The organism is Halobacillus sp. Marseille-Q1614 (assembly GCF_902809865.1).
Lineage (GTDB): Bacteria > Bacillota > Bacilli > Bacillales > Halobacillaceae > Halobacillus_A.
On record NZ_CADDWH010000001.1, the window covers coordinates 1,981,148 to 2,002,182 of the forward strand.

The 21,035-nt window shown below is 42.5% G+C and carries 26 protein-coding genes; 12 read left to right on the forward strand and 14 right to left on the reverse strand.

Features of this window, described 5'->3' with window-relative positions:
* Window positions 1-261 precede the first annotated feature (261 nt).
* Together HUS26_RS10025 and fumC are read right to left on the reverse strand one after the other, a co-directional pair.
* The gene (locus HUS26_RS10025) at window positions 262-468 is read right to left on the reverse strand and encodes an alpha/beta-type small acid-soluble spore protein (RefSeq protein ID WP_173917031.1); all 207 of its coding nucleotides are present in this window, start codon (window positions 466-468) and stop codon (window positions 262-264) included.
* A 118-nt stretch (window positions 469-586) separates the two neighbouring features.
* Window positions 587-1,975, reverse strand: coding sequence for a class II fumarate hydratase (gene fumC, locus HUS26_RS10030; RefSeq protein WP_173917032.1), 1,389 nt, complete (start codon window positions 1,973-1,975; stop codon window positions 587-589).
* Window positions 1,976-2,292: 317 nt separating this feature from the next.
* Here fumC and HUS26_RS10035 point away from each other — a divergent pair, with 317 nt between their 5' ends.
* Window positions 2,293-3,204, forward strand: a complete 912-nt coding sequence (locus HUS26_RS10035) for a zinc dependent phospholipase C family protein (protein WP_173917033.1) — start codon at window positions 2,293-2,295, stop codon at window positions 3,202-3,204.
* Between the two features lie 4 nt (window positions 3,205-3,208).
* Here the strand turns inward: HUS26_RS10035 and HUS26_RS10040 are convergent, their stop codons facing one another.
* Window positions 3,209-4,504, reverse strand: coding sequence for an MFS transporter (locus tag HUS26_RS10040; RefSeq protein ID WP_173917034.1), 1,296 nt, complete (start codon window positions 4,502-4,504; stop codon window positions 3,209-3,211).
* Between the two features lie 107 nt (window positions 4,505-4,611).
* Here HUS26_RS10040 and HUS26_RS10045 point away from each other — a divergent pair, with 107 nt between their 5' ends.
* Complete coding sequence (locus HUS26_RS10045; protein WP_173917035.1) at window positions 4,612-5,232, forward strand: NAD(P)-dependent oxidoreductase; 621 nt, start codon at window positions 4,612-4,614, stop codon at window positions 5,230-5,232.
* 67 nt (window positions 5,233-5,299) lie between these two features.
* On the opposite strand, the gene HUS26_RS10050 is transcribed toward HUS26_RS10045, so the two are convergent.
* The 4 genes from HUS26_RS10050 to HUS26_RS10065 all read right to left on the reverse strand — a co-directional run bounded on the left by HUS26_RS10050 (window position 5,300) and on the right by HUS26_RS10065 (window position 7,751).
* A complete protein-coding gene (locus tag HUS26_RS10050) occupies window positions 5,300-6,121 on the reverse strand; it encodes a D-alanyl-D-alanine carboxypeptidase family protein (RefSeq protein ID WP_254434170.1) in 822 nt (273 codons plus the stop codon).
* A 105-nt stretch (window positions 6,122-6,226) separates the two neighbouring features.
* Window positions 6,227-6,469: an IDEAL domain-containing protein gene (locus HUS26_RS10055; protein WP_173917037.1), complete on the reverse strand. Its 243-nt coding sequence runs from the start codon at window positions 6,467-6,469 to the stop codon at window positions 6,227-6,229.
* Window positions 6,470-6,769: 300 nt separating this feature from the next.
* A complete protein-coding gene (gene wrbA, locus HUS26_RS10060; RefSeq protein ID WP_173917038.1) occupies window positions 6,770-7,378 on the reverse strand; it encodes an NAD(P)H:quinone oxidoreductase in 609 nt (202 codons plus the stop codon).
* Between the two features lie 157 nt (window positions 7,379-7,535).
* Window positions 7,536-7,751 (reverse strand): hypothetical protein, encoded by a 216-nt coding sequence (locus HUS26_RS10065; protein ID WP_173917039.1) that lies wholly within the window; start codon window positions 7,749-7,751, stop codon window positions 7,536-7,538.
* Window positions 7,752-7,963: 212 nt separating this feature from the next.
* On the opposite strand from HUS26_RS10065, the gene HUS26_RS10070 reads away from it, so the two are divergent.
* The 3 genes from HUS26_RS10070 to HUS26_RS10080 all read left to right on the forward strand — a co-directional run bounded on the left by HUS26_RS10070 (window position 7,964) and on the right by HUS26_RS10080 (window position 10,292).
* Window positions 7,964-8,833 carry a cation diffusion facilitator family transporter gene (locus HUS26_RS10070; RefSeq protein WP_173917040.1) on the forward strand — a complete coding sequence of 290 codons (870 nt, stop codon included), beginning with the start codon at window positions 7,964-7,966 and terminating at the stop codon, window positions 8,831-8,833.
* A 68-nt stretch (window positions 8,834-8,901) separates the two neighbouring features.
* The gene (locus HUS26_RS10075; protein ID WP_173917041.1) at window positions 8,902-9,465 is read left to right on the forward strand and encodes a helix-turn-helix domain-containing protein; all 564 of its coding nucleotides are present in this window, start codon (window positions 8,902-8,904) and stop codon (window positions 9,463-9,465) included.
* Entirely contained in the window at window positions 9,429-10,292 is an 864-nt protein-coding gene (locus tag HUS26_RS10080) for an IS3 family transposase (protein WP_173918712.1), read from the forward strand. The genes HUS26_RS10075 and HUS26_RS10080 overlap by 37 nt, the downstream gene beginning before the upstream one ends.
* A gap of 71 nt (window positions 10,293-10,363) precedes the next feature.
* On the opposite strand, the gene HUS26_RS10085 is transcribed toward HUS26_RS10080, so the two are convergent.
* The 4 genes from HUS26_RS10085 to HUS26_RS10100 form a co-directional block, all read right to left on the reverse strand.
* Window positions 10,364-10,894, reverse strand: a complete 531-nt coding sequence (locus HUS26_RS10085) for a GNAT family N-acetyltransferase (RefSeq protein ID WP_173917042.1) — start codon at window positions 10,892-10,894, stop codon at window positions 10,364-10,366.
* A gap of 95 nt (window positions 10,895-10,989) precedes the next feature.
* Window positions 10,990-11,451, reverse strand: a complete 462-nt coding sequence (locus tag HUS26_RS10090) for a hypothetical protein (RefSeq protein WP_173917043.1) — start codon at window positions 11,449-11,451, stop codon at window positions 10,990-10,992.
* A gap of 60 nt (window positions 11,452-11,511) precedes the next feature.
* Window positions 11,512-11,805 carry an AzlD domain-containing protein gene (locus HUS26_RS10095; RefSeq protein ID WP_173917044.1) on the reverse strand — a complete coding sequence of 98 codons (294 nt, stop codon included), beginning with the start codon at window positions 11,803-11,805 and terminating at the stop codon, window positions 11,512-11,514.
* A complete protein-coding gene (locus HUS26_RS10100) occupies window positions 11,802-12,536 on the reverse strand; it encodes an AzlC family ABC transporter permease (protein ID WP_173917045.1) in 735 nt (244 codons plus the stop codon). Before HUS26_RS10100 ends, HUS26_RS10095 begins: the two co-directional genes overlap by 4 nt.
* Window positions 12,537-12,900: 364 nt before the next feature.
* On the opposite strand from HUS26_RS10100, the gene nhaC reads away from it, so the two are divergent.
* Together nhaC and HUS26_RS10110 are read left to right on the forward strand one after the other, a co-directional pair.
* Window positions 12,901-14,286 carry a Na+/H+ antiporter NhaC gene (nhaC, locus tag HUS26_RS10105; protein ID WP_173917046.1) on the forward strand — a complete coding sequence of 462 codons (1,386 nt, stop codon included), beginning with the start codon at window positions 12,901-12,903 and terminating at the stop codon, window positions 14,284-14,286.
* A gap of 157 nt (window positions 14,287-14,443) precedes the next feature.
* Complete coding sequence (locus HUS26_RS10110) at window positions 14,444-15,271, forward strand: MBL fold metallo-hydrolase (protein WP_173917047.1); 828 nt, start codon at window positions 14,444-14,446, stop codon at window positions 15,269-15,271.
* A gap of 296 nt (window positions 15,272-15,567) precedes the next feature.
* Here the strand turns inward: HUS26_RS10110 and HUS26_RS10115 are convergent, their stop codons facing one another.
* The gene (locus HUS26_RS10115; protein WP_173918808.1) at window positions 15,568-16,338 is read right to left on the reverse strand and encodes a cobalamin-binding protein; all 771 of its coding nucleotides are present in this window, start codon (window positions 16,336-16,338) and stop codon (window positions 15,568-15,570) included.
* 94 nt (window positions 16,339-16,432) lie between these two features.
* Between HUS26_RS10115 and HUS26_RS10120 the strand changes: the two genes are divergently transcribed.
* The 4 genes from HUS26_RS10120 to HUS26_RS10135 all read left to right on the forward strand — a co-directional run bounded on the left by HUS26_RS10120 (window position 16,433) and on the right by HUS26_RS10135 (window position 18,983).
* Window positions 16,433-17,257 (forward strand): alpha/beta fold hydrolase, encoded by an 825-nt coding sequence (locus HUS26_RS10120; RefSeq protein ID WP_173917048.1) that lies wholly within the window; start codon window positions 16,433-16,435, stop codon window positions 17,255-17,257.
* A 23-nt stretch (window positions 17,258-17,280) separates the two neighbouring features.
* Window positions 17,281-18,129 (forward strand): hypothetical protein, encoded by an 849-nt coding sequence (locus tag HUS26_RS10125; protein WP_173917049.1) that lies wholly within the window; start codon window positions 17,281-17,283, stop codon window positions 18,127-18,129.
* A gap of 174 nt (window positions 18,130-18,303) precedes the next feature.
* Window positions 18,304-18,504 (forward strand): cold-shock protein, encoded by a 201-nt coding sequence (locus HUS26_RS10130; protein ID WP_082234753.1) that lies wholly within the window; start codon window positions 18,304-18,306, stop codon window positions 18,502-18,504.
* A gap of 278 nt (window positions 18,505-18,782) precedes the next feature.
* Window positions 18,783-18,983 (forward strand): cold-shock protein, encoded by a 201-nt coding sequence (locus HUS26_RS10135; RefSeq protein WP_079529279.1) that lies wholly within the window; start codon window positions 18,783-18,785, stop codon window positions 18,981-18,983.
* A gap of 39 nt (window positions 18,984-19,022) precedes the next feature.
* Here HUS26_RS10135 and map read toward each other — a convergent pair whose 3' ends face one another.
* A complete protein-coding gene (gene map / locus HUS26_RS10140) occupies window positions 19,023-19,778 on the reverse strand; it encodes a type I methionyl aminopeptidase (protein ID WP_173917050.1) in 756 nt (251 codons plus the stop codon).
* Between the two features lie 75 nt (window positions 19,779-19,853).
* On the reverse strand, window positions 19,854-20,405 hold the full coding sequence (locus HUS26_RS10145; protein ID WP_173917051.1) for a sugar O-acetyltransferase: 552 nt from the start codon (window positions 20,403-20,405) through the stop codon (window positions 19,854-19,856).
* Between the two features lie 86 nt (window positions 20,406-20,491).
* Between HUS26_RS10145 and HUS26_RS10150 the strand changes: the two genes are divergently transcribed.
* Window positions 20,492-21,001, forward strand: a complete 510-nt coding sequence (locus tag HUS26_RS10150) for a GNAT family N-acetyltransferase (RefSeq protein WP_173917052.1) — start codon at window positions 20,492-20,494, stop codon at window positions 20,999-21,001.
* The last annotated feature ends 34 nt before the right edge of the window (window positions 21,002-21,035 follow it).

Below are 21,035 nucleotides of genomic sequence, written 5' to 3' on the forward strand. Positions count from 1 at the left end.
TATAATTCATTTAGAGATATTATACAATCTTCCCTTTATCGATGAACAAGGGCAGGGAATCACTCGCTCTCACTCAGCCCGTTCACCTTTTTTATATAAACGCCACCGGTACCCTTTTATATAGACATATTATTAAAAAACTTGGAGTAATGGAATTTCCTCAATGAGCAGGCCAGTCTTATTTATGTATGCTTAATTGATTCTTTTAAAAAGGGAAATAAATAAGGAGAAAGGGCGCACCCTTTCTCCTCCTTCAATTTATTAACGTTGTTGTTGTCCACCGAACTGCTGTTCAGCCATTTGTACAAGACGCTTAGTGATTTCTCCACCTACAGAACCGTTAGCACGGGAAGTAGAATCAGCACCAAGTTGTACTCCGAATTCTTGAGCGATTTCGTATTTCATTTGGTCTAAAGCTTGTTGTACACCAGGTACAAGTAGCTCGTTTGATCTGTTGTTGTTAGCCATGTTTGTCTCACCTCCTGTGTGTAATTCTAGTATGATCACTCACTAAATTTTTTATCACAAAAATTTAATGGTAAATACAGGTATTTAAATCATGAGACAAACATAGCGTATTTAGCAATTAAGCATTAGGTTTTGTCATAGCTTTAGGATCTACATACTGATCAAATTCTTCTTCTGTTAGAAGATCCAGCTCAACAGCAGTCTGCTTCAGAGTCTGGTCTTTTTCAAAGGCTGTTTTCGCAATTTTGGCTGCATTTTCATATCCGATATGAGGGTTTAAAGCAGTAACAAGCATTAATGAATCACGCAGGTATTTTTCAATCTGCTCATGGTTCGGTTCAAGGCCTGCTACGCAGCGTTCATCAAAGGAAACCATACTGTCGGCTAAAAGCTGGGCTGACTGCAAGAAGTTATAGGCAATAACTGGTTTATAGACATTAAGTTCGAAGTTCCCCTGGCTCGCTGCAAAACCAATCGTTGCATCATTTCCCATCACTTGTGCGGCAACCATTGTAATCGCTTCGCTTTGAGTCGGATTTACTTTTCCAGGCATAATGGAGCTTCCCGGCTCATTAGCAGGAATCGTAATTTCTCCAATGCCGCAGCGAGGTCCACTGGCCAGCCAGCGTACATCATTGGCGATTTTCATCACATCAGCTGCCAGTGCTTTTAACGCGCCGTGCGTATGCACAAGCTCATCATGTGAAGTTAAAGCGTGAAACTTATTAGGAGCTGATATAAACGAGTTGGATGTTTCTATATTAATATGTTCAACCACTTTTTCGGAAAAGTCGACATGGGCATTTAACCCTGTTCCAACCGCTGTTCCACCAATCGCCAGTTCTTTTACATAGCTTGTGCTTTCTTTAATCATATTATCGGTTTTTTCAAGCATCCGATGCCAGCCGCTGATCTCCTGTCCTAAAGTTAGCGGAGTCGCATCCTGCAGGTGTGTACGGCCGATCTTCACGATGTCTTGAAACGCTTCCATTTTTTCTTTCAATGTATTCTTCAGCTGGCCAAGGGACGGCAGAAGCACTTCTTCGACTTTACGGACAGAAGCAATGTGCATAGCTGTCGGGTAAGTATCGTTAGAGCTCTGTGACTTATTGACATCATCGTTTGGATGAAGACGAAGGTCACTGTTATTAGAATTTAAGTATTCATTACCAACATAGGCAATCACTTCATTCACGTTCATATTGGACTGAGTACCGCTTCCTGTCTGCCATACCACTAAAGGAAAATGCTCATCAAGTTCTCCCTTTAAAATAAGGTCAGCTGCACGTCCGATAGCCTCTGCTTTTTCTTTTTCAAGCAATCCTAACTCAGCATTGGCAAATGCTGCACTTTTCTTTAAAATAGCAAAACCTTCAATGACTTCCTTCGGCATTTTTTCCTGTCCGATTGGAAAGTTCTCTTTACTTCGCTGGGTTTGAGCCGCCCAGTACTTATCACTTGGTACTTTCATTTCACCTAATGTATCTTTCTCAATACGATAGCTCATGAGGTTCCTCCCTTTGTAAATAAACTTCAGCCTAATTGTATCAATATTCTTACAAAGAATCATTACCCAGCCGCCGGAAAACTGTCGAAAAATCTCCTTTTTAAATAATCAGAGTATTTACATTTTTCTAATTATAATGTATGATAATTTTAACTTAAAGAAAGGAGGCAGAAACAGTCCGTACTACATACGCCATCTAAGGAGGGATAGGGAGTAACAGCTGTTTTTGCTTGATCTTTTCCAAATGGGTAAATGGTTTTAAAAAAGAGCCTTTGGGTAGGCTCTTTTTTATGGACGGATTTAAGGGAGGAAGCTTTATGCCGAACATTTGGACTCATATACTTTTTGCCGAAGACTTATGTAAAAAATTGGACAGATATGATGTGCTTAACACGTCTTCCCGCTATTTATATTTGGGGGCCCAGGGACCGGACCCTTTATTTTATTATAATTTCTGGCCCAACTTGCCGGATCGCGGCGTACCTCAGCTCGGAACGAAAATGCACACGGAAAACTGCGGGGCGTTTCTTCTACAATTAATCGCGGCCGGCAAGTCATTAAAAAACCAGGGCCAGGCTTACATTCTCGGCTTCGTCACCCATCATATACTGGATCGCAATACACATCCTTACGTCCACTACAAATCGGGCTATGAAGGCCACAATCATCAAAAACTGGAAGTAGCGATCGATACACTTATGCTGGAGAAGCACCGCCATATCGAACCATGGTCTGAACCCGTGCATACTAAAATCCGTTTAATGAAACAGGAAAGAAAGCTTGTATCAGCGTGGCTTTCACCATTGATCACCAAGCATTACGATGTGGAAAAGCTCCCTAATAACTATCTGGCTAAATCTTTTCGCGATATTACCATTGCCCAGAGTATCTTTTATGATCCATACGGATGGAAAAAACGGACCATAGGAGCGTACATTTCTCCTTATTCACACCAACCAATTATTGACCCGGTCGACTATTTAAACGAAAAGAAAAGCGAATGGCGTCATTCAGCAACAAATGAACCACAATTCGCTTCATTTCAGGAATTATATAATGGTGCTTTAAAGGAAGCCGCTCCATTAGTAGAAGAGATCCTTTCTTACTGGAGTTCACCCAGTGATAATGAGTGGGAGAAGATTAAATGCCTGGTGAAAAACGATTCCTATGACACCGGCAAGCCTTTATCGCTTCAATTAAAAAATGTTTATTCTAATCCTATCGTCTAAACCCTCACGTCTCAACTGTAGTTTCATGAAGCGGATTGGTTTGCTCCTTAGCTTGCCTCTCCCCTTCTTCTACATTCACAAACTTCAGCAGTACAATTCCTGCGATAAAAAAGACGAGCAGCGACAAAATGCCCAGCCTGCTTGAGCCGGTTAACTGGCCAACAAGGGCGAAGATAAACGGACCGAAAATAGCTGAGAACTTTGCAGATATGCCATAAAAGCCAAAATACTCTGCGTGCCTGTCATTTGGTACCATTCTCCCAAATATCGAACGGCTGAGCGACTGGGCTCCGCCTTGAACGATGCCGACACATATCGCCAGCATGTAAAAATGGAAAGCCGACGTCATAAAATACCCGAGTCCTATAATAGCCAAATATACATACAAGGATATAGTCAATGCTTTCTTTGCGGATATTTTCCCTGCCAGAAAGCCAAAGAAAAACGTACATGGAATTCCAACGAACTGAGTAATCAGAAGAGCTAAAATCAATGACGAGCTGTCGATGCCAATATCGCGGCCGTAGATAGTAGCCATTTTTATAATGGTCGAGATCCCATCATTAAACAGCCAGAAGGCCAACAGGAATAACAGTAAATGTTTAAATTGCCGGATTTCTTTAAAAGTCTGCTTCACCCTCGTAAAGCCTATGGACGGATAAGATTTCGTCCGGACAGGATTTTGTTTCTTTACTTCTATTATATTTTTAAATAAAGGAATGGAGAAAATCAGCCACCATACGCCAACTGAAACAAAAGCGAGCCTGGTCCCTGCTAAAGTATCAGGAAGGCCAAACCATTCATATTTCATGATCATCAGCAAATTAACCGCGAGCAAAAGGCCTCCCCCAATATAACCGAAAGCAAATCCCCACGAGGAAACCTTATCAATTGATTTATGGTCAGCTACTTCTGGCAGAAAAGCATCATAGAAAACGTTTCCCCCGGAAAAACCTATTGTTCCGATGATGAGGAGGAGAGAAGCCAGCAGGTAATCGCCATCCCCTACAAAAACGAGAAAAACACTCGCCAGCATGCCCAGAAAAGCGAAAAACATAAGGAATTTCTTCTTAGACGAAGTATAGTCGCTTATTGCTCCAAGCACAGGAGCCAGCACGGCTACAAGCAGAACAGCAATCGATTGAGAGTAGCCCCAGTAGCTGGCTGCTAATGATTGATCTACCCCTTTGGCAGCTACGTCGTAATAAAATACGGGAAGTACTGCTGCCATAATCGTTGTAGCAAAAGCTGAGTTTCCAAAGTCGTACAATACCCAGCTCATAACCGGTTTCTTTTTCATAACCTTCCCCCATCCTCATAATGCTCTGTCTTATGTTAAGCTTAGCAAAAGAAAGAGTAAAATAGTTTGAATTTTATAATATTTTTTATGAGATAAGGAGTAGTTTTATGAAAATTGCTGTATTTGGAGCTACCGGAAGAGTAGGATCTCGTGTTACCCAATTAGCCTTAGAGGATGGACATCACGTTCAGTCCTTAGTAAGAGACCTTAGTAAATCAGAAACAATAATCCCCGGTGCTCGCCTTATTGCAGGAGATGCTGCCGATCAAGAAGCTGTAAGACAGACATTAGAAGGCTGTGATCTTGTGTTCAGCGCGTTAAGTACAGATAAAGCATATACGCTGACAGAATCTATTCCTCTTATTATCGAGCAAATGAGAGCTCTTGAGATTCCCCGTATCGTTACAATTGGAACCGCTGGAATCTTAAACAGCCGCTTTGAAGAAGGGAAATTCCGCTTTCAGACAAGTGAATCCAAACGCCGGTCTACGTTCGCTGCAGAAGAGCATGCGAAAGTCTATTCATTACTTAAGGAGAGCCCTTTAGACTGGACGATCATCTGTCCGACCTATTTACCGGATGGAGAGTCACAAGGTCCAGTGCGCTATGAAGAAAACTTATTACCTGAGGGCGGGAAGAAGATTACGGTGGAAGACACGGCTCAATTTGCTTACGGTGAACTCATCAGCCAAAGGTTTCTCAATACGAGAGTCGGCATTTCTTACTAAAAAGTTTACCTAAAAAACCAAATAGCAGAGTCATTAAAAAAAGAAGCCTCCTTTATGGAGACTTCTTTTAATTTTCATAAAAACCGAAGAACTCTTCTAAGGTTCCGCCGCTTTCATGAATTTCAGTGGAAAGGCCTTTGCCCACATAACGCAAATGCCACGGCTCATATTCATATCCTGTAATATCTTTTGTACCCTCTAAATATCGGACAACAAATCCGTATTCATGAGCATGGTCTTCGAGCCATTTTCCTTCTTTAGTTTCTATAAAGGACTGTTCAAGCTTAAAAGACATCTCCGGCGAGGTGACATCCATTGCAAGGCCAGTCTGGTGCTCACTTGTACCAGGACGGGCGGAAAATTTATCGGCTTCTTCCTGCCCGCGCTGTTTTACATTATTTTCGTAAATACTTTTTTGCCTTTCGTAAGAACGGAACCCGGAAGCTGCATATAGTTCAAGTCCTGCATTCTCTGCACCCTTAAACAGCTCTTCTAAAGCTTCAGCAGCTTCAGGCTGCAAATATTTTTTTGGATGATCCCCTTCAAATGGAAAAGGAACGTCAGGGATCACTAATTCTTCAGGTTCATAACCTACAGGCAGCTTTCTTTGTTTATTAACAACTACTTCTTTTACGTTTGGATTGTCTATGATGGTCAGTCCATCTTTATCTACTTCTTCATCTAATTGCTGAGCATAAGCATAGCTTGCTTCTTCTTTCGCATCCTGCTTATCTTGCGGCTGTTTCTCTTCTGCTGGTGCTTCCTTTTGTTCTGATGAAGATTTTTCTTCTGAATTTTCCTGCTGATTCGTCCACTCATCGAGTGAACAAGCGGATAAGAATAGGATGAGGCTTATACATAATAGGGATATAATTTCTCTTGATCGCATGCCATACATACCTTCCTGAAAGTTCTTGTTGTATCACTATAACATTGTTCAATTTATAATGTACATAAAAAAAAGTGCCATTTTACGAATGGCACTTTTGCTTTATTACTCCCACGTATAGGGCTGATATTTTGTACTTAACCGTTGAAACTCTTCACGGTCGTTATTTTCAATTGCCATATTGATTTCTTTATCTAAACGTTCCTTATTAAACTGATAGCTTAATTCATCCATAAACAATCTTGAGGCCAACTTAATTCCAAAGGACAATTCTCTTTTAGCAGTAATTTCACGATTTCTAAAGCCAGGATCTCGACGCAGAACATATACGAGCTTTTGCTTTCTCATGAGAATACCCCCTAATTGCTTTTTTTCATTATGCAGGATTTCCAAGCATTACGCAACAATATTCTGAATATTTAGTTATATAATTCCCTAATATTTTTGTTCTAAACCTTGGTATCACTGGTTTTCCACGGATAAAAATTTTTATATCCTTTTCCAGATTTCAGCTTCTCAGATAGGAATTCGCTCCCTTTTGAAGCCTGCGAAGTGTTATCTATCTTCTCTATCAAACCAGCTGATCCATATTAATCTCACCGTACTTTACGAAAAAAAAAGACCCCGCACCCGGGATCTTTTAAAAATTTAGCCGTTGGCAATTTTACCTGCTACTTCCAGCGTACGGTTGACTTGATGGCGAACCGCCTCTTCTATATCTTCCTTCATATTTCCTTCTCCATCGACACTCACACTAGTTCCGTACGGATTGCCTCCTGCAGAGAAGATAGAGTTATCGGAATAACCAGGAGCGGCGATAATTGCTCCCCAGTGGAACATGCTGGTATAGAGACTTAACAAAGTAGCTTCCTGTCCTCCGTGAGGGTTCTGAGCAGATGTCATCGCACTGACCACTTTATTCACAAGCTTGCCCTGCGCCCATAGTCCGCCGGCCTGGTCAATGAATTGTTTCGTTTGCGCCGGCAATGTACCGAACCTGGTCGGAGAACTAAAGATAATTGCATCTGCCCAGTCTAAATCGTTTATTTGTGCTTCAGGTACTTTATCTTTGGTAGCTAAGTAGTGGTCTTTCCAGGCAGCGTTTTGTTCAATCGCTGACATCGGGGCAAGCTCAGGAACCCGCACTACTTTCACTTCGGCTCCCTTCTGCTTTGCCGCATCCTCAGCCCATTGAGCCATCTTATAGTTTGTCCCTGTCGAACTGTAATAAATAATCGCTAGCTTTACATTTGCCATTCATAAACACTCCTTAAGTATAAAGTTATTCCCTTAGTCTAACCTGACTGACAATAGCTGATTCAATTATAAACATACCCTTAACCTGTATACCTCAAACTAAAGAGTTTTTAATTCGAGATAAAAAGGCGAGAAAAAGACCTGCGAAGAGGCCGTTTCATCCTACTAAATCCATTGAAGCTGGATATGTCCAGTAACAGTTCTGCCACCTTTGCTCTACTGCCAGCTCTTCAAAAGTAAGAGCACGGCTGTTGTAAAAATGAATAAGGGCTTCTTCCACCGTTTCTGTTTCGGGATCATACTTCACATTAAGTGTCTTGGAAAATTTCATCCCTTTAATGACACCTTCAATAACGATTTTCTCCTCAATCATAATTATTTCCCCTCTCTGGTCAATAATAATGAAGACAATTTACTTATATCTACCCCAGTCATTGAAGAATTAACCCTTCGAAAGTTGAGTAAGCTCAACTAAGCTACCCGCCTACAAGGGATATGTATAAGGTTAGCTTTTTTTCTCTAGACCCACTCAGTTACAATCTGATAAGCTATACCGTGCTATAAACTAGGAGCGGAGGAGATTACATGGGCGAAATGGAAAATTTAAAGCGGGGTGAGAGAGGTGCCTGGGTCAGTATTATTGCCTATTTAATACTAGCTTCAGTTAAGCTGATCATTGCCTCTGCCGGCGGTTCTGAAGCCTTACGGGCAGATGGGCTGAACAATGCGACGGACATCATCGCCTCTGTTGCCGTTTTGATCGGCTTAAAAATCTCTAGAAAGCCTCCTGATGAAGATCACCACTATGGTCATTTTCGCGCCGAAATCATTGCTTCATTAATTGCTGCTTTTATTATGTTTGTGATCGGCTTAGAAGTTTTAGGGGCTACTTTTTCAAATATCATTCAGCAGAAAGCCAGCGAACCATCTTTAATCACCGGCTGGACAGCTTTGTCAGCAGCTGCTTTTATGTACGGCGTCTATCGTTATAATTTGAATTTATCTCAGAAGGTTAATAGTAAGGCCCTCCAGGCGGCAGCTCAGGATAACAGGTCCGATGCTTTAGTCAGTGTTGGAGCGGCAGTAGGGATTTTCGGGGCCCAGTTCGGTATCTACTGGCTTGATCCTCTGGCAGGCTTTATTGTCGGCCTAATTATTTGTAAGACAGCGTGGGATATCTTTAAGGATGCCACCCACCATTTAACCGATGGATTCGATGAAGAAGAGATTGAAGAAATTCGAGAATTGATTGAAGCCCATCCCGAAGTCATGGCTGTTAAAGACGTAAAGGGCCGACTGCAAGGGAACAGAGCACTTATTGAAGCAACGATCCATGTGAATCCTAAGATCACCATTCAGGCCGGCCATAACATTACGGATGAAGTGGAGATTATATTAGAAAATAAATTAAATATTCGTTACGCTCATATTCACATTGAGCCTTTCGAAAAATAAAAGAGCAGCTGAAGGGTAGTGCACCCCAGAAGTTAGAGTTAATAATCTAACTTCCGGGGTGTTTTTGTATGTCAAAGTATAGTGAGAAATTTAAATTACAGGTGGTAACGGAGTACTTCCAAGGTCATCTAGGGTACGCTTTATTAGCTAAGAAGTACTCGATCCCTAGTGATGTTCAAATTTTACGCTGGGTTCGTGCTTATCAAGCCTTCGGAGAAGAAGGTTTAAAAAGGAAGCATTCGAAACAAGTCTACCCTGTCCAATTCAAGCTGGATGTATTAAACTTTATGAAACAGACAGGCGCTTCTCATCAGGAGACTGCGATTGCCTTCCAATTGAACAACCCTGCGTTAATTGCGAACTGGTCCAACATTTTTCGGAAGGAAGGGATCGGAGGCCTCCAAGAAAAAGCGAAAGGACGGCCCTCTATGTCAAAAAATCATAAGAAAAAGTCAACCAAATCAGATAAAGAATTAACTCGTGAAGAACAATTAGAACGTGAAAATGAACTCCTACGTGTAGAGAATTCCTATCTAAAAAAGTTAAAAGCTTTTCAGGAGAATCCGAATGCCTATCTCGAAAAGCACAAACAGCGCTGGTATTCGAACTCAAAAAAGAAGGATTCAAATTAAAAGATGCCTTACGAAGAGTGGACATTCCTGAAGCCACTTATCATTACCAGAGAAAGCAGTTCAAGAAGGAAGATCCGAATAAAGAGTGGAAAGAAATGATTACGAACCTCTTCCATAAGCACAACGGAACCTATGGCTATCGCCGCATTTCCTTCGAACTTAGAAACCAGGGGTATATCATCAACCATAAAAAAGTTCAACGGATCATGAGTACGCTCGGATTGAAATGTGAAAAATTCACCCGTAAATCCAGGTATAAATCGTACAAAGGTACGGTCGGGAAAGTGGCTCATAATCGATTAAAACGCAGATTCCATACGCCCATTCGGCTCCAAAAATTAGTCACAGATGTGACGGAATTCAAATGTGCAGGAAATGAGAAACTTTATTTAAGTCCGATTATGGACTTATTCAACGGAGAAGTTGTCTCTTTTGGCATTTCCAAACGGCCAACCCTGAACTTTGTTTTAAAGCCGTTGAAGGAAGCGTTGGATACCATTCAAACGGAAGCCGAATACCGGACAACCATCCACTCCGATCAAGGCTGGCATTATCAACACAACACGTGGGTGAAAACATTAAAGAAACATCAAATCTTTCAAAGTATGTCCAGGAAAGCAAACTGCGCAGATAATGCGGCCATGGAGAATTTTTTCGGGATCCTCAAACAAGAAATGTATTACGGAGAAGAAGTGGTTTCTTATGAAGCGCTTAAAAGAAAGCTCGAGGTCTACGTGGACTACTATAATCATGAACGCGTAAAAGCAAAATTGGCTGGTTTAAGTCCCATACAATACCGAACTCAAACCAGCCAATCAGCTGCATAATAAAAACTCTAACTTTTAGGGGTCACTACCAAGAGGAAGAGTCTCTGCAGCTGCTCTTTTTATAAGATCATTTAAAATTGGTTCAGCAGTTCAGAAAGGTCTTCCCATCCGTAAGCCGTTTCTTCATAAGTTCCCTGTCCAATGGTCACTTCCTCAGCTTCTACAGGGGCGGCTCCAAACTTTCTGTAAAAGTCAGTCGAAGGGTTTCTCGTTAGAATCCAGACAAGCAAAGATTCATATCCGCTGTTTTTCATTTCCTCGCCAAACCGCTGAAGCAGCTTGCTGCCGTACCCTTTTCTTTGATAACTGTCCAGAAGGTATACGGCATAGATTTCGCCGTCGTAGTTATAGTTTTTCGTCCGTTCTTTTCCCCCTGAGATAAAACCGACCAGTTCACCTTCATCATTCTCTATGACTAATGCAATCTGTCCGTTAACTGGAGATTTTAAAATGGTTTCCCATAAGGCAATTCTATTTTCTAACGTGATATTGCTCATATCCTGTTCATCAATTAAGTCCTTATATGTAGATTTCCAGCTTTCAATATGAATGTTTGCTATTTGTTCAGCATCTTCAAACCGAGCTTCTCTTACTTGCACCATATCGTTCTCTCCTTTACCAGGTGATATTTATATTTTATCAAAAAAAGCGGCACCACGCTTGTGGCACCACTATAAAAGTATGTGTTAATTTTTTACTAGCATTGAAAACTTGCAATTCTATTCGTATCGATTCCGAAGTAAACCCAGCGTCGCTGCCTTGGACGCCAGCGGTAACCGGCTACAGAAGTTCTGCCGATAAAGGTAGGGAAAAACCAGAATCGATTGCCGTTATTCAGCCTTACCCAAGTATACCTGTACAGGCATCCAAAGAATGACCCAGGGTCAACCGCATAAAGCTGTGGGCCTCCGGCTCCAACAGGCGGGCTGCTTGGTGGCGGCGGGAGCTGGCCTGGTGATATCTGACCTCCTGGACCGCCCGGGCCAAAACCAGGGCCGCCTGGGCCACCTGGACCGTACCCTGGAAATCCTCCACCAGGGCCGAACCCGGGACCGCCCGGGCCTCCGGGTCCAAATCCTGGAAATCCTCCGCCTGGACCCCCTGGAGGTGGTGAGCCTGGGCCTCCAGGAAAGCCTGGAATTCCAAATTGTCTATGCATAACGTCCATTCCCTTCTTATGAAGTCACTATATACGTTATGCTTTATCTCTATTTGGGTGCTAAAAAGTCATGAGATAAACAGCGGCAATTGCCCCCATTACAACTATGATAATGTTCAGTTTCATCCAGGCCAGAAGGACAGCCACACCTGCGGCGATTATCCCAATTTGCGGTGCATCGGGCTTTACAGTAAGAATTCCCGGGAAGATTAGTGCTCCAAGTGCCGCATATGGAATGGCATTCAACCAGCGGTCCATCCATAAAGGAAAATAAATTTTATCGACAATAAAAGCCGGCAGAAAACGAGGAACTGCTGTAACGGCGGCCATCCCTATAATGATCCAGATGATCATAACTCTTCCTCCTCATCGTCTAATACCCAAATACCGCTCAAGCCGCCTATTAACGTTCCTGCCACTATAGCCCAACCCTGGCTTAAGCCGAAAAGCTGGCAGATATAATTAACAAGCATGGCGGTAAACGCAATCCAGAAGATTCGATAATAACCTCTTATAGAGGGAATGAGCAGCCCGATAAACATGGCATAAAGGGCAATCCCCATGCTTTCACTTAAGCGGGCGGGAATTATATCTCCTAAAAAACCGCCAAGAAAAGACCCGCCTATCCATGAAGCGTAAGCCGTAAGCATTAAGGAAGCATAAAAGTAAGCACCATAAGGCTGTTTGGATTCTTCTTTATGTAAGGAAGCCATAGTGAACGTCTCATCCGTAAGACCAAGGGATAAAGGTACTTTTGCCCGAAGCGTGATCTTTCTTAACCGATTCATAAACGATAAGCTCATTACAAAGTGACGGAAGTTAAGAACGAACGTAGCTGTAATTATTTCTATGGCTCCTGCACCGGAGGCCGCCATACTAATAGCTAAAAACTGGGCGGCTCCTGCAAAAACGAGCACACTCATTAAGGTCAGTTCTAAATTAGACAGACCTGACTGGCCGGCAAGCACTCCATATGTCAGTGCGACTGGAATATAGCCGATCATGATTGGAAACCCTGCGGTTGTTCCTTTTTTGATCATTTCTAAACGGCTTAAAGATTCATTTTGGAGACTGCTTGTCTGCATGATGACTTTCCTTTCTAAAACGTCAAATTTTTCACTATTATACACAATTAAATTATGAAAGAAAATCCATTGACATCAAGGGATTTGTCGATTAAAATACTGATATATCTTTAGCGCGTAAAAGCATTTAAGCAAAAAAGAATAAAAATCGTGAGCCTCAAAGTAGAATTCATGAGCGACAGCCGATAGAGACTGGATGGGTGGTGGAAATCCAGGTCCCTTGATTTTCGAATTACAAGGTTCGTATAAGCGATGATCAACACGAGTGGATGATTGATATCATCAACTGGGGTGGTACCGCGGAGTAGAACTTCGTCCCTTTTTTTAGGGGGACGAAGTTTTTAATTTTTTAGGGGGAATTTATATGTTAAAGTTACAGCCTTCCAAACTGCCTGGCGCAGGAGAATCATTAATCATTCTTCTCATTGCGCTGGCAGTTATCAGCTACGGTATTATCGGGCTGGAGATCGTTCCTCATATTCCGATCTTACTAAGCGTATTTCTTGTTATAGCTTACGGATTAATTAAGAAGATTCCATATCAGACACTGCAGAATGGTATGGTACAAGGAGCACAGACCGGGTTAGGAGCTGTTCTCCTGTTTTTCTTAATTGGGATATTAATCTCAAGCTGGATGGCCAGTGGAACGATTCCTGTTTTAATGAATACAGCTTTCGCATTAGCGGGCAGTCCTTGTTTTTTCGCAATTACCTTTGCCATTACATCGATCATTGGAATCTCTCTTGGGAGCTCTTTTACAACGGCTGCAACCGTTGGAGTGGCCATGCTTGGTGTGGCTGATTCAGCAGACTTCTCCTTAGCGATTACAGCAGGAGCCGTCGTATCGGGGGCCTTTTTTGGTGATAAAATGTCTCCTTTATCAGATACGACGAACCTTGCCTCAACGGTTGTTAAAGTTGACTTGTTCGATCATATAAAAAATATGATGTGGACGACAATACCGGCCTTTATTATCAGTTTTATTATCTTTGCTATATTATCACCTGCCGGATCTACGAGCGGGGAAGGTTTAGAAGCCTTTAAGATAGGGCTTGAATCAACAGGCCTGATGCACTGGTCTTCATGGATTCCGTTTGTTGTTCTGATTATCTTTACGATAAGCAAGCAGCCAGCCTTCTTATCTCTCGCTGTTACAAGTATTACTGCCACCGCAATTGCTGGATTCCGCTCGGTTCTTCCCTGGAACGAGCTGTGGACCATATGGTTTGACGGTTTTGCGATGGAAACGAACAGCGAAGCGGTTTCAGAATTGATATCAAGAGGCGGAATGAACAGCATGCTCTTCACCGTTGCACTTGTTATTTTAGCTTTGGCCTTAGGAGGACTCTTTTTCACAACTGGAGTCATTCCATCCATTCTCGCTAAGGTTCAGCATGCGCTGTCGTCTGCTCGTTCAATCACTCTTTCCACAGCCCTTACCGCGATTGGTATCAATATATCCATTGGAGAACAATACCTCTCCATTCTGCTTACCGGAGAAGCCTACCAGGACCTGTATGATAAGAACGGACTTGCCCGTAAGAACTTATCGCGTACCTTAGAGGATGCGGGAACGGTAATTAACCCTCTTGTCCCATGGAGTGTCTGCGGGGTATTCCTGTCTGGAGTACTTGGAGTGTCTGTCTTAAGCTATCTTCCTTTTACTTTCTTCTGCCTGCTCTCTCCGATTTTAACGATCTTATTTGGTCTGACAGGAAAAACATTAACACATACTAGCAAAGTTTCTTAAAAGCCAGGATTACTCCTGGCTTTTAAATTCTCATCAGCGTTCTTTTGTTATAAGAAAGCGAGCGGTATTCACTCCGAGGGAAAAGAATAATTAAATTCGCCTTTTGAATAGAACCTTTATTCGTGTTTAAACTAAGGGGTAAAAAGGAGGGCGACTCATGGAAGATAAACCACTCGATCAGCTGCAGGATGAGCATTGGGATATGGAACAAGCTGTCGCTGACGAGATACTTGATGATATAGCCTATTATCGGACTCTGATGGTCAACGTTATATTCATCGGTGAGCCGGACAGTAAAAATTGGGTGCTTATAGACTGTGGAATTGGTCACTATGCCCAAAGAATTATTGAGGCAGCCGAGAAACGATTCGGCTCTAACCCTCCCGCAGCGATCATTCTTACACACGGCCATTTTGATCATGTAGGGTCGGCAAAGAAGTTAGCACAACATTGGGATGTACCGATCTATGCACACGCGAAGGAAATGGAGTATTTGACCGGAGAAAGGTCTTATCCTGTTGGTGATTCCACAATCGGCGGAGGACTTTTCACTATTCTCTCCCCCTTCTTCCCGACAACTCCCCCTAATTTAAAAAAGTGGGTCCATCCTTTACCAGAAGACGGCACAGTTCCTTTTTTAGAAAAATGGCGGTATATTCATACACCCGGACACACACCGGGCCACGTCTCATTTTTCAGAGACAGTGATCGCACGTTGATTTCCGGTGATGCGTTTATTACGGTCAAACAGGAGTCCAGCCTGGCGGTATTTATTCAGCATCAGCACGTCCATGGTCCGCCATCCTATTTCACTCACAATTGGACGGACGCGGAGCGGTCTGTTAAAAAACTGGCAGCTTTAAATCCAAAAACCGCAGTGACCGGCCATGGGCTTCCTATGAGCGGTGAAGACTTACAACATCAGCTGAGCGAATTAGCATTGAACTTTAAAGAACTGGCGATACCAAAACATCACTATCACTAAAAAAGCAGGCAGAAGCCTGCTTTTTTTCAGCTTGTAGAGAAACCTCATGCTTTTTCGGCGACAGACTTTATTTTCAAAGGATCGGCTACAGCAAAGGGCTCCGGGAAACGGATCGCTTCCCATGGGCGTACGGTGAGCTTCCTTAAGGCTTCGCCGTGCAAAGCGAAGCGGTTCCCACCCCATTCGTCCCCTTTTATGGCCAATAGAATCCTGCCTGCCATGCTAGGTTTTAACAGGAAACTCTATGAAAAGAAACTGTTGAGACTTTCTCGACAGCCTGCTTTTTTAGCGTCTTTTTAATAGAAATCCAGCAAACGGTCAAGCTTTTTCAATCCTTCTAACAGCCTTGGGCTTGGGCGGCAGTATAAAGATTCTTCCAATACGTGGATATATCCGTTCTGCACGGCTTTCATTTCACTCCATCCCGGACGCTTTTTCACAAGCTCCGGGTTCATTTTTTCTTCTTTCACCCCAACCCATACCATGCAGATATGAGCAGGATCTGCCTCTAGAACTTCATCCCATCCCATCTGCAGGCTCGCCTCCTGCTTCTTCCCGAAAATATTTTTTCCTCCGGCCAGCTCACTGATCTCTGTTAACCAGTTCCCACCACCTGGAGTAAAAATCGGTTTAGGCCACCATTCCCAGTAAAGTGCCGGCCGTTCTTTGATGTCCTTATTCTTCTCTTTATAATTTTCAATCTCTTGCAGGAACTGCCTGGCCTTCTCTTTCCCGCGGTCCTTGAACCCTAATACTTCTCCTACTCTTTCTATATCTTCGGCAATCTCCTTTAATGAACCGGGATTTAAAATTATGTAGGGAATCCCGCGCTCCTCTAACCCTTCAATATTTACTTCCATCCCTGGAACGGACAAGGAGGCCAGCACAAGATCAGGATTTAATTCAGCTAAATTTTCCATATTGATCGACAGGTCAGGGCCAAGCTGCGGAAGTTCCTTCACCTTCTTGGGAAAATCAGAATAATTGTCGACACCAATCAACAACTCATCAAGCTCAAGATAGGCGACAATTTCAGTGTTACTAGGGCAAATCGACACTATTCGAATAAGACCACCTCTTTTTTCAGAATCCTCTGATGTTTCAATTTCATTCATTATAGCTTATATTTAGGTTAGGAAAAAGATAGAAAGGGTGAACAGTGTGGCAGCCGTTTTATTCGATTCGTCCAGAGGGTTAGTAGAGTATTCTTATACCGGAAACGGGCCTGTAATCCTGCTTTTAAAAGGCGGTTATTCTTCCCGGAGCACCGATTTGTCACACAGCAGTCTGATTTATGAAGGGTATTCCCTTTTAACCATATCCCGGCCTGGATATGACCGTACAGAAACTTCTGCCGGCAGAAGTTCTGAAGAATTTGCTGATACCATTGTGGAAATTCTCGATCACTTAAATATTGATCAAGTTGATGTCATTGCCATTTCCGCAGCCGGCCCTACAGGGATCGCCTTATCCGTTCGCCATTCTGACAGGGTGAGGAAATTAATTTTGGAAGCCGCTTTAACTTCTCCTTTACACTTTCCGTTACAGCAAAGGAAAAATTGGGTGTCAGGCAATTTGGATCGCTTTATATGGAAAAGCAGGCGATGGCTGTTAAGACTTTCTCCTAACTTTGCGATGAAGCAGGTGCTGAAATCCTTAACAACTGAGTCAGCCGAAGATTATATGAAGAGCCTGACTCCAAATGACAGAAGGTTTATTAACGAGATGATCAGAACCTCACAGGCAGGCAAAGGTCTTCTTATCGACAGGGAACACCGGGTTCCTGAGCTCAGTCAGGTCAAAGCGCCGGTACTTGGAATGTATGCCCAGAAAGATAAAAGCATTTCCTATTCAAACGCTTTGCTGCTGCAATCCAATGTGCCTGAATGTGAAATCTACGATGTACCTTCAAACAGTCATCTTATTTGGATAGGAAAACAGGCCCCTCATGTTTGGAACAAAAGATTGGAATTCTTAAATCGATAAAGTTTTAAAAAGGAGGAAAGACTTTGAATGTCATCCAGATCTCTCACTATATAAATGAGTTCCTTGCCTTTTATCGCTCAACCCAGATCCCTCACTTGGAGGAAAAGGGACTTTTTAATCTTTGGAAAAAGCATTACGGCTTCAATCCTTATTTAAAAGAAGACCCGAAGAACCAGCTGGCAAAAGAGATGGTCAAGCGTGCTTTTCCTAAATACCGTGCGGTCGTCCCCAAAATTGAGCAGTTTCAGCCAAATGAAGAAAAGATCATGCACCTCGTCTCTTTAGTTCAGGATGAATTACAATGCTATGAGCCTTTACACTTATCTGTCGTATTTTTCGTAGGAGACTTTGACACTGATCCTTTTATTGAAAAAGCTACGAGTGAATCGTACATCTTATATTTTCCAATTGAAAAACAGTGGCAGGATGTTCACCTTGCCCAGGAGCTTGCTAAAGCCATCTATCTGAATCAGACCAAAGCTAATCCTTATCCGCCGAAAAATATAGCCCACGCTATTTTTATGGAAGGACTGTCCTTACATACAGCTATTAAGATTACATCGGCTGAATTTCAAACCACTGCCCTGTATCCATGGATGTCCTCCTGTAATAAAGAGCCAAACCGGATTATGATTAATTTGCTGCCGCATACAAGACGTACAGACTACAAAGCCCTCTACTCTTTTACAAAAGGGACGGGAGCCTCCGGCTATTTAAATGAAGCGAGCTTCGCCGGCTGGAATGTCGTCCATCACTTGTTAAGAAATGATGATAAATTATCAGAGTTAGTGGAAATTCCTGATTCAAAAATCACCAGTCTTGTAGAGCAGACGCTTCATCGGGTCATTGAGGAATCGACGTATATTTCTTAAAAGATTAGAAGGGGGTTTGCATTCCGTATTTTTTCTGATATAATGAAAATTAATTATTGTTGTTCGATAAGATTCATAACAGAGAAGGTAGCGTTATGTGAGTTCGTCTTGATTGAATATGAAGAGCAAGAATAGTAATACAATGTGGGCAATCCCCACGCAGGAGGTATTTTCATGGTAGAAGGTACAGTAAAATGGTTTAACGCAGAAAAAGGTTTCGGTTTCATTGAAGTTGAAGGTCAAGACGACGTATTCGTTCACTTCTCTGCTATCCAAGAAGAAGGATTCAAGAGCCTTGAAGAAGGACAAGCAGTAAACTTCGAAATCCAAGAAGGTCAACGCGGACCTCAAGCTGCTAACGTTACAAAAGCATAATAAATGCTTAAGCAAAAAAGCTCCCATGTATGGGAGCTTTTTTTATGACTTCCGCCTTCTAATGATTCGCTAAAATACGACAAAACTTTCAAGTGACTTCAGCCAATTTATTGGTGAAAATCATATCAATTTAATGTGCTGTCTGTTATACTAGGTATTAGTTATTGTTGTTCGGATCGATTCAAAGAAAGAATTGCTTCATAGTAATTTTAGTCTTGATTGTGTGAAGAGCAAGAATAGTAATACAATGTGGGCAATCCCACGCAGGAGGTATTTTCATGGTAGAAGGTACAGTTAAATGGTTTAACGCAGAAAAAGGTTTCGGTTTCATCGAAGTTGAAGGTCAAGACGACGTATTCGTTCACTTCTCTGCTATCCAAGAAGAAGGATTCAAGAGCTTAGAAGAAGGACAAGTAGTAAACTTCGAAATCCAAGAAGGTCAACGCGGACCTCAAGCAGCTAACGTACAAAAAGCATAATATAAAAAAAGCTCCCGTTACGGGAGCTTTTTTCTTTGCTTAAATATCATCCTGTTCTGTTAAAATAAGCGGTCCGTCTTTTGTAATAGCGATCGTATGCTCATACTGGGCAGACAGGGACCCATCTAGCGTGCGTGCTGTCCAGTTATTTTCATCCATCTTATTTGCATACGTGCCTATATTGATCATAGGCTCAATGGTAATAACCATTCCTTCTTTCAACCGAGCCCCTTTTCCCGCCTGGCCAAAGTGAGGAATATAAGGGTCTTCATGGATCGTCTCTCCAATGCCGTGACCGGTAAAGTCGCGGACCACAGAATAACCTTCTCCTTCAGCATAAGACTGAATAGCATGACCTAAGTCTCCGATTCGGTTGCCGACTTGAGCTTTTTCAATCGCTTTATATAAGGAAGTTTTCGTAACATCCAGCAGCTTCTGAGCTTCTTCACTAATCTCACCAACAGGATGCGTCCATGCTGAATCAGCCAGAAATCCGTTTAAGTTGACGACCATATCAATCGTTACGATATCGCCTTCCTTTAATTTTTCATCTCTAGGGAAGCCATGGCAGATTTCATCATTAATAGACGCACAGGTTGTAAACTCATAGCCCTGATAGCCCTTCTGTTCACCTGTAGCTCCGTGCTTCTCCAAATAGCTCTCCACGAATTTTTCAACCTCCATGGTAGTTACCCCAGGCTTAATAAAAGTCCGCAGCTCTTTATGGACGCCAGCCAGCAATTTACCAGCCTCGTGCATTAATTCTATTTCGCGCTTGCTCTTTCTTTTAATCATAGATCCGATCCCTCTCTTCAAACTTAGTCCCTTAGTATCATAACGAAAAAACCGCCGGAAAACTACCGCAGGCCATTAAATTTCTTTTATAATTTTTGCAGGATTACCGCCCGCAAATACTCCGGCAGGCACATCTTTTGTTACTACAGCCCCTGAACCAATCACAGCCCCATCTCCGATCGTGATGCCTGGATTAATGACAGCACTTCCTCCAATCCATACATCATCCCCTATGGTAATGGGCTTTCCTGCTTCTAATCCAGTTGCACGCAGTTCTTTATCCAGGGGATGAGTGGCTGTATAGAGGTGAACGCCGGGCCCAAACATGACGCGGTCACCAATCGTAATTGAGCAGACATCCAGCATGACACAGTTGTAATTTGCGAAAAACTTATCTCCTACATGAATATTATATCCATAATCACATTGGAAAGATGGTTCAATATATGCATCTTCCCCTGTTGAGCCTAGGATATCCTTTAATAGCTGCTCCCTCGGGCAGGTATCCGTTACTTTCGATAAATTATATGTATGAAGCAGCTGACTTGCCCTGTTTCTATCTAATACGAGTTCTTCATCCCATGCTTTATAGAGTTCCCCTGCTAACATTTTTTCTTTTTCAGTCATATATATTCACCTTTTTCATTAAGTTTCTTATTATTTACTTTATCATAAGGATCAGATAACATAAGTACAATTAAGGGGGAAAATAGATGAACTTTAGAATACTTACTGGAAAAGATGCGAAAGCGTATCGTGAACTCCGTCTCGAAGCACTGCTTAACAGTCCAGACGCTTTTATAACAACTTATGAGCAAGAAAAACAGCGCCCTAACCCAATTGAATCCACAGCAAATCGGCTCGTGGGCAGCCAGGCTAAAACAATTGGCTGTTTTGCAGATGAAAGATTGGTCGGGAACGCGACTCTGCTGTTTGAATCCCACCCTAAGTATAAACATAAAGCCTCGATCGTTGGTGTATACGTCACCCCTTCCCACCGCCGGAACAAAGTCGCTCAATTGTTAATTGAAGAATGTATAAAAACAGCTAAAGCACGTGAAATCAAAGTACTTCAGCTCGCTGTTGTTACCGATAATCAGCCCGCCCTTCTGCTTTACAAATCCACCGGTTTTTCCATTTATGGCACAGAGCACCGAGCTGTAAAAATTGCCGACCGCTACATGGATGAGCACTGGATGGAATATTTTACAGATGAGAACTGAAACGGATTCTTCGTTCATTCGTAGGTAAAAGGGA

What these genes read in the sequence shown, in the direction of transcription:
- HUS26_RS10135 (WP_079529279.1), top strand. Translation starts at nt 18,783, where the DNA reads ATGGTAGAAGGTACAGTTAAATGGTTTAACGCAGAAAAAGGTTTCGGT.
- HUS26_RS10035 (WP_173917033.1), top strand. Translation starts at nt 2,293, where the DNA reads ATGCCGAACATTTGGACTCATATACTTTTTGCCGAAGACTTATGTAAA.
- HUS26_RS10040 (WP_173917034.1), bottom strand. Translation starts at nt 4,504, where the DNA reads ATGAAAAAGAAACCGGTTATGAGCTGGGTATTGTACGACTTTGGAAAC.
- HUS26_RS10055 (WP_173917037.1), bottom strand. Translation starts at nt 6,469, where the DNA reads ATGAGAAAGCAAAAGCTCGTATATGTTCTGCGTCGAGATCCTGGCTTT.
- HUS26_RS10145 (WP_173917051.1), bottom strand. Translation starts at nt 20,405, where the DNA reads ATGACTGAAAAAGAAAAAATGTTAGCAGGGGAACTCTATAAAGCATGG.
- HUS26_RS10070 (WP_173917040.1), top strand. Translation starts at nt 7,964, where the DNA reads ATGGGCGAAATGGAAAATTTAAAGCGGGGTGAGAGAGGTGCCTGGGTC.
- HUS26_RS10110 (WP_173917047.1), top strand. Translation starts at nt 14,444, where the DNA reads ATGGAAGATAAACCACTCGATCAGCTGCAGGATGAGCATTGGGATATG.
- wrbA (WP_173917038.1), bottom strand. Translation starts at nt 7,378, where the DNA reads ATGGCAAATGTAAAGCTAGCGATTATTTATTACAGTTCGACAGGGACA.
- HUS26_RS10065 (WP_173917039.1), bottom strand. Translation starts at nt 7,751, where the DNA reads ATGATTGAGGAGAAAATCGTTATTGAAGGTGTCATTAAAGGGATGAAA.
- HUS26_RS10085 (WP_173917042.1), bottom strand. Translation starts at nt 10,894, where the DNA reads ATGGTGCAAGTAAGAGAAGCTCGGTTTGAAGATGCTGAACAAATAGCA.
- fumC (WP_173917032.1), bottom strand. Translation starts at nt 1,975, where the DNA reads ATGAGCTATCGTATTGAGAAAGATACATTAGGTGAAATGAAAGTACCA.
- HUS26_RS10075 (WP_173917041.1), top strand. Translation starts at nt 8,902, where the DNA reads ATGTCAAAGTATAGTGAGAAATTTAAATTACAGGTGGTAACGGAGTAC.
- HUS26_RS10130 (WP_082234753.1), top strand. Translation starts at nt 18,304, where the DNA reads ATGGTAGAAGGTACAGTAAAATGGTTTAACGCAGAAAAAGGTTTCGGT.
- HUS26_RS10025 (WP_173917031.1), bottom strand. Translation starts at nt 468, where the DNA reads ATGGCTAACAACAACAGATCAAACGAGCTACTTGTACCTGGTGTACAA.
- HUS26_RS10095 (WP_173917044.1), bottom strand. Translation starts at nt 11,805, where the DNA reads ATGATCATCTGGATCATTATAGGGATGGCCGCCGTTACAGCAGTTCCT.
- HUS26_RS10050 (WP_254434170.1), bottom strand. Translation starts at nt 6,121, where the DNA reads ATGCGATCAAGAGAAATTATATCCCTATTATGTATAAGCCTCATCCTA.
- HUS26_RS10150 (WP_173917052.1), top strand. Translation starts at nt 20,492, where the DNA reads ATGAACTTTAGAATACTTACTGGAAAAGATGCGAAAGCGTATCGTGAA.
- HUS26_RS10100 (WP_173917045.1), bottom strand. Translation starts at nt 12,536, where the DNA reads ATGCAGACAAGCAGTCTCCAAAATGAATCTTTAAGCCGTTTAGAAATG.
- HUS26_RS10090 (WP_173917043.1), bottom strand. Translation starts at nt 11,451, where the DNA reads ATGCATAGACAATTTGGAATTCCAGGCTTTCCTGGAGGCCCAGGCTCA.
- nhaC (WP_173917046.1), top strand. Translation starts at nt 12,901, where the DNA reads ATGTTAAAGTTACAGCCTTCCAAACTGCCTGGCGCAGGAGAATCATTA.
- HUS26_RS10045 (WP_173917035.1), top strand. Translation starts at nt 4,612, where the DNA reads ATGAAAATTGCTGTATTTGGAGCTACCGGAAGAGTAGGATCTCGTGTT.
- map (WP_173917050.1), bottom strand. Translation starts at nt 19,778, where the DNA reads ATGATTAAAAGAAAGAGCAAGCGCGAAATAGAATTAATGCACGAGGCT.